Here is a 6,089-nt window from a genome sequence, read left to right as displayed (position 1 = left end):
ACATATAGTGGGGGCGAGGAACCCAAGCTTTCCGAGGCCGCGACCTGGGCGGTTAGCGTTTCCTCGCCCCCATGGAATGGGGGAGAGGTGGCCGGGCAGCGGCCGGAGCGGGGGCTGGCGCTGCCATATGCGATTGCCGTGCCATAAACGAAGAGAAGGTAACAGGCAGCGACCTTGGCGCGAGCCTTGTCGATCACCCGTGAGAACTTTTTCGATCCCGCACCGATGATTTCCGCTGACCCCGGCTGTCCTCATCAACAGGCGCGACCGGATGGTCCGGCGGCCCGGAATGAGAGGTGGTCCATGGGATCGTTGGAAGGTCAGAATGTCGTCGTCATCGGAGGCAGCCGGGGTGTCGGCCGCTCGATCGTGGAAGCAGCGCTTGGCGAAGGGGCAACGGTGCTGGCCGTCGCCCGCGGTACCGCCGCGCTAAAACAGCTTGCCTGGGAGAAGCCGGACGTAAAGACCCTGGCGGTCGACGCGACGGAAGAGAGCGCGCCCGAAGCCGTTTTCGACGCGCTTGCGGCGGATGTGCTGGTGGTCTCGGCGGGCGCGCTTGCCGCATCCGCGCCGGTGCAGGAGCAGAGCTGGGAAGTGTTCTCGGCAAACTGGGAGATGGACGTCAAGGCGTCGTTCCTGTTCTGCAGGGCCGCGCTTCAGGGTCGGCTCAAGCCAGGGAGCCGGGTGGTGTTGATCTCCAGCGGGGCGGCCTTCAGCGGCGGGCCGCCGAATTCCGGCAGCTATGGCGGCGCCAAACGCATGCAGGTGTTCCTGGCCGGCCACTGCCAAAAAGAGTCGGACCGGCTCGGCCTCGGCCTGCGCTTCATGGCGCTTTCGCCGATGCGCATCATGCCCGGCACCGGGGTCGGTGACCGCGGCATCGACAGCATTTCGGCCTATATGGGCATCCGCCCGGCGGACTTCCTGGCCAGCATGACGGACATGCAGACCCCGGCCGATGTCGGGCGCGCGGTGGTCCAGCTCGCCACCGCGAAGCAGCAAGGCAGTTCCTTCGTGGTGAGTGGCGCCGGACTTGCGGCGGCGGCATGAGGCGCGCAGGATGCCGGCCGAACTCAGCCCCGCAGGCTCCGCATGACAGACGCTCCCGGCGCTTCTGAGCAATTGGGCCGGCCAGGCCAGCCGATCCTCGATCGGCTGGCCTTCGAGCGCTTGACCGTGACGCATCGCCGCGAGCTCAAGCTGCACTGCTACCGGATGATGGGCTCGCTCAACGAGGCCGAGGACCTTGTCCAGGACACTTTCCTCAAGGCCTGGCGCGCAAGGTCGCAATTCGACGGGCGCGGCTCTCCTCGCGGCTGGCTCTACAGCATCGCCACCAACAGCTGCCTCAACGCCATCAAGGCGAGAGCGGCGGCGCGCCGCATTCTAATGCAGCCCGCACGACCGCCCTCCGATGGACCCGCGACCGGAGGACCCGTCGCCGAGATCGCCTGGCTGGAGCCCTATCCGGACACCGAGCTCCCGGCCTTTGCCGGCGCCGAGCCCGGGCCGGAAGCGCGTTACGAGACCCGCGAGGCCGTGCAACTCGCCTTCGTAGCGGCGATCCAGCTCCTGCCGCCGAGGCAGCGGGCGGCGCTTCTGCTTTGCGACGTGCTGGGGTGGTCGGCCGCCGAGACCGCGCAGCTGCTGGGCGGATCGACCGCCTCGATCAACAGCGCCCTGCAGCGGGCTCGCGCGACGCTTGGCCAGCGGTATCCTGAAGGCCGCCCCTTGCAGCGGTCACGGCCCAGCCCGGAAGAGGGCCTGCTGCTCGAACGCTATATGCGGGCCTGGCAGGCCGACAATCTCGACGGCCTCGTCGACCTGTTGCGGGAGGATGCCACCTATCACATGCCGCCATGGCGGGAATGGTACCGGGGGCGCAAGGCGATCGGCGCTTTCCTCGAGACCGTCTGGGGCAATTTTGCCGGCTATCGCACGGTGGCCACCAGAGCCAACGGCCAGCCCGCTGTCGGTGTCTATGCGTTGAGCCATCAGGATCTTGTCTGGCGGCCGCACTCGCTGCATGTCATCGAGCCTGCGGGCGGCGCAATCGCTTGCCTGACGATCTATGTGCCGCCGCTCGGACCTCAACTGTTCGCGGGCTTCGGCCTGCCGCCAAGCTAGTCTTCGTCCGCCTCACCCGCAGCCGGCGGCGCGGCCAGCAGCACTGCCGCGCCGAGCAGCGCGGCGACCAGCGAACCGGCGAGGATGCCGACCTTGACCGCGTCCTGCAGCGCCACATCGCTGGCAAAGGCGAGCAGGCCGATGAACAGGCTCATGGTGAAGCCGATGCCGCAGAGCAGCGAAATACCGATCATGTGCAGCCAACCGGCATTGACCGGCAGGTCGGCAAGGCCGAGCCGGATGGCGAGCGCCGATGAGCCAAACACGCCGACCAGCTTGCCGAGAACCAGGCCGGCGGCGACGCCCAGCGTCAGCGGCTCGACCAAGGCGGCCATGCTCAGGCCGGCAAGCGATACGCCGGCATTGGCGAAGCCGAAGATCGGGATGACGAGGAAGGGCACGAGCTTGTGCAGGCCGTGCTCCAGCCGGTGCAGCGGCGACTGCTCGAGGTCGTGGCTGATGCCGGCGGCGCGCTCGAGCGGGATGGTGAGCGCCAGCGCCACGCCGGCAAGCGTCGCGTGCACGCCCGATTTCAGCACCAACACCCAAAGCACGGCGCCGAGCAGGAGATAGGGGATCAGGTTCATAACCCGCATGCGGTTGAGCACGACAAGCACGGCGATGACCGCGAAGGCGGCGCCGAGATAGGCGAGCGACAGGCCGCTGGTGTAGAACAGCGCGATGATGATGACGGCGCCGAGATCGTCGATGATGGCGAGCGCGGTGAGGAATATCTTCAGCGAGGCCGGCACGCGATTGCCGAGCAGCGACAGCACGCCGAGCGCGAAGGCGATGTCGGTGGCGGTCGGGATCGCCCAGCCGGACAGCGCGGCGGAATTATCCCTGTTGATGGCGACATAAACCAGCGCCGGCACCACCATGCCGCCGGCGGCGGCAATGCCGGGCAGCACGCGGCGCGGCCAGGTCGAAAGCTGGCCGTCCAGCATCTCGCGCTTGATCTCCAGGCCGACCAGCAGGAAGAACACCGCCATCAGCCCGTCATTGATCCAGTGCGCGACGCTGAGCGGCCCGAGATAGGCGTGGAGGGCGGCGAAGTAGATCTGGGCGAGCGGCGAGTTGGCGACGATCAACGCAAGTGCCGCCGCCACCATCAGGATGATGCCGCCGGCCGCCTCGCCGTCGAGGAATTCGCGCAGGATGGATTTCGGGCGGTCGTCGTGCATGTCGCCTCCGTGCGGGGTTTTTCCGGTAGGCATTATTCGCGATGATGCGCAAAGCTCGACGACTGGGCAAGCATCACACTTTCCGAACGCTGGCGCCGCCCCTCACCTGCCTGCCGGCACCCCTCTCCCCGTATAGTGACGGGGAGAGGGACGCTGTGGCCGATGACTTCGCAAATCTCCGACGTTGCAGATGAGAGCCGACGTTGCGGCTGCCTTATCCCCGTCACTATACGGGGAGAAGTGCCCGGCAGGGCGATGAGGGGCAGCGCTGACTTCGGCGAATAGCGATGCTCACCACAAAACTGAATTCGCCGTTTCCCGAGGCTTTGCCCTGCGCGCTTGGCGATCCTAACGCGGCGCGCGCTTGGCGAGAATCCGCTGCAGGGTGCGGCGGTGCATGTTGAGCCGGCGCGCGGTTTCCGAGACGTTGCGGTCGCACATTTCGTAGACGCGCTGGATGTGCTCCCAGCGCACGCGGTCGGCTGACATCGGATTTTCCGGCGGCGCGGCGCGTTCGCCGGAGGTACGGGTGAGCGCGGCGAAGACATCGTCGGCGTCGGCCGGCTTGGAAAGATAGTCGATGGCGCCGAGCTTCACGGCGGTGACGGCGGTGGCGATATTGCCGTAGCCGGTGAGGATGACGGCACGGGCGTCGTCGCGCTTCTCGCGGATGGCGGCGATGACATCGAGGCCGTTGCCGTCGCCGAGCCGCATGTCGACCACGGCGTAGGCCGGCGGATGGTCGCGCGCCCTGGCGACCGCCTCCTCGACGCTCTCGGCAGTCTCGACGACGAAGCCCCTGGTTTCCATGGCGCGGGCGAGCCGGGTCAGGAACGGCTTGTCGTCGTCGACGATCAGCAGCGAGGTGTCCTCGCCCTCAACCATTGCGCCAGTCGTTTCGTCTCCACTCATGGTGTCCAGAATTCCTGCTGCCTTAAGCTTACGCAGATACAGTTCCGCGCCACTATTGTCCAATTTTAAGAGCCCGCAACCGGCCCCGATGAGGCGACCATGCAGGTTAAAGCGTGGTTTCAGGCGGTGTCGAACATGCTCGAAGACGATTCGGGGTTGAGAAAGACGCCGCGCGGCCAGGATATCTGCACCACGGCGCCCTCGCCCAACCCGCTCGAATTACGGAAATCCAGCGTTGCGCCGGAGCGCTCCAGCAAGGTCTTGGCTATGAACAGGCCGAGCCCGAGGCCGCCGCCGGCTTCGGTGCCTTGCCGCGTCGACATATAGGGTTCGCCGATGCGGTCGATGATCTCCGGCGGGAAGCCCGGCCCGTCATCGATTATCGAAAAGATAACTTCGGCGTCGTCCCAGCTCCAGCTGACGGTGACGGTCTTGCGGGCGAAGTCGACGGCGTTCTCGACCAGATTGCCAAGGCCGTAGATGACACCTGGATTGCGCCGCCCGACCGGCTCGGGGCCGATGCGCTCGCCGGGCCGCAGCTTGATTGATATGCCGAAATCGCGGTGCGGGGCCGTCACCTCCTCCACCAGCGAAGTCAGCGGCAGACGCGACAGATGCGCCTCGCCCTCGGAGGACAGGCTGGTCAGCCGCTTCAGGATCTCGCGGCAGCGCTCGCTCTGCGAGCGCAGCAGCTTCACGTCCTCGGCAAATTTCATGTCCTCACCGAGCGCCTTCTCCATTTCCTTGGCGACCAGCGTGATGGTGGCAAGCGGCGTGCCGAGCTCATGCGCCGCGGCGGCGGCGAGCCCGTCCAGTGCCGACAGATGCTGCTCGCGCTGCAACACCAACTCGGTGGCGGCGAGCGCGTTGGCAAGCAGGCGCGCTTCCTCGGCGACGCGGAAGGCGTAGATGGCGGTGAAGGCGATCGAGGCGAACACCGCCATCCACATGCCGGCGACATAGATGAAGGGCATTTCCAGGGGCGCGCCCTCGTACCAGGGCAGCGGCTGATGGAAGAAGCCCAGAAGCGTGGCCGCCACCATGACCAGCGCCCCCAGCACCGCGGTGAGGCGCAGCGGCAGCGACGCCGCCGAGATGACGACGGGTACGCTGAGCAGCACCGAGAACGGGTTGGTGAGACCGCCGGTCATGTAGAGCAGGCCGGCCAGCTGCAGGCTGTCGACGGTCAGGATGGCGAACGCCGAGAGCGGGGTGAGCCGGTGCGCCGCCGGGTAGCGGAAGGTCAGCCACAGGTTCATCCAAGCCGAACAGGCGATCAGCGCGAAGCACATGCTGACGGACAACGGGAATTTCAGCCCATAGGCGACGACGAGCACCGTCAGGCTCTGGCCGACGATGGCCAGCCAGCGTAGCCGGATCAGCGTGTTGAGCCGCAGCCTCTGGCTTTGCTGGAAGTCCGGTGAGCGCAGGATGTTGATCATGGATTACGATTATCGCCGCAGGAGGGTAAGCGCTAGTAGCGCTGTAGCGGGGACTTGACGGCTGAGGCCACCAGGACGGACTGCCCAAGCTTTTGCCAGGACTAGGTTCCGCGTGGCTTGGCGCGGCTGGTGGCGGCGGTAGTGAGTGGGTTTTCCGGCCAGACATGTCGGGGATAGCGGCCGCGCATGTCGGTGCGCACATCCGCCCACGAGCCGCGCCAGAAGCCGGGCAGGTCGCGCGTCGTCTGGATCGGCCGGTGCGCCGGCGAGAGGAGTTCGAGCGTCAGCGGCACGGTTCCATTGGCGATCGCCGGATGCCTGTCGAGGCCGAACAGCTCCTGTACGCGCACCGCCAGCACCGGCCATTCGCCATCATAGCGGATCGGCACATGGCTGCCCGACGGCGCATCGAAATGGGTCGGCG

Annotated in this window: 6 protein-coding genes; 2 read left to right on the top strand and 4 right to left on the bottom strand. The window is 66.8% G+C overall.

Annotation, left to right across the window (positions count from 1 at the left end):
• Window positions 1-303: 303 nt before the first annotated feature.
• Window positions 304-1,050 carry an SDR family NAD(P)-dependent oxidoreductase gene (locus tag EN781_RS23055; RefSeq protein ID WP_126056819.1) on the top strand — a complete coding sequence of 249 codons (747 nt, stop codon included), beginning with the start codon at window positions 304-306 and terminating at the stop codon, window positions 1,048-1,050.
• 42 nt (window positions 1,051-1,092) lie between these two features.
• On the top strand, window positions 1,093-2,127 hold the full coding sequence (locus EN781_RS23050; RefSeq protein ID WP_126056820.1) for an RNA polymerase subunit sigma-70: 1,035 nt from the start codon (window positions 1,093-1,095) through the stop codon (window positions 2,125-2,127).
• Here EN781_RS23050 and nhaA read toward each other — a convergent pair.
• The 4 genes from nhaA to EN781_RS23025 form a co-directional block, all read right to left on the bottom strand.
• Entirely contained in the window at window positions 2,124-3,311 is a 1,188-nt protein-coding gene (gene nhaA / locus EN781_RS23045) for a Na+/H+ antiporter NhaA (protein ID WP_126056821.1), read from the bottom strand. The two genes, EN781_RS23050 and nhaA, sit on opposite strands and share 4 nt — an antisense overlap.
• Window positions 3,312-3,659: 348 nt before the next feature.
• The gene (locus EN781_RS23035; RefSeq protein WP_126056822.1) at window positions 3,660-4,223 is read right to left on the bottom strand and encodes an ActR/PrrA/RegA family redox response regulator transcription factor; all 564 of its coding nucleotides are present in this window, start codon (window positions 4,221-4,223) and stop codon (window positions 3,660-3,662) included.
• Window positions 4,224-4,342: 119 nt separating this feature from the next.
• The gene (locus tag EN781_RS23030) at window positions 4,343-5,665 is read right to left on the bottom strand and encodes an ActS/PrrB/RegB family redox-sensitive histidine kinase (protein WP_126056823.1); all 1,323 of its coding nucleotides are present in this window, start codon (window positions 5,663-5,665) and stop codon (window positions 4,343-4,345) included.
• A 101-nt stretch (window positions 5,666-5,766) separates the two neighbouring features.
• Window positions 5,767-6,089, bottom strand: a 323-nt coding sequence (locus EN781_RS23025) for an ATP-dependent helicase C-terminal domain-containing protein (RefSeq protein ID WP_281034391.1), incomplete at its 5' end; no start/stop codon positions are given.

Source organism: Mesorhizobium sp. M4A.F.Ca.ET.090.04.2.1 (assembly GCF_003999085.1).
In the GTDB taxonomy this organism is placed as follows: domain Bacteria; phylum Pseudomonadota; class Alphaproteobacteria; order Rhizobiales; family Rhizobiaceae; genus Mesorhizobium.
This window is presented reverse-complemented; position numbering and strand designations above follow the sequence as displayed.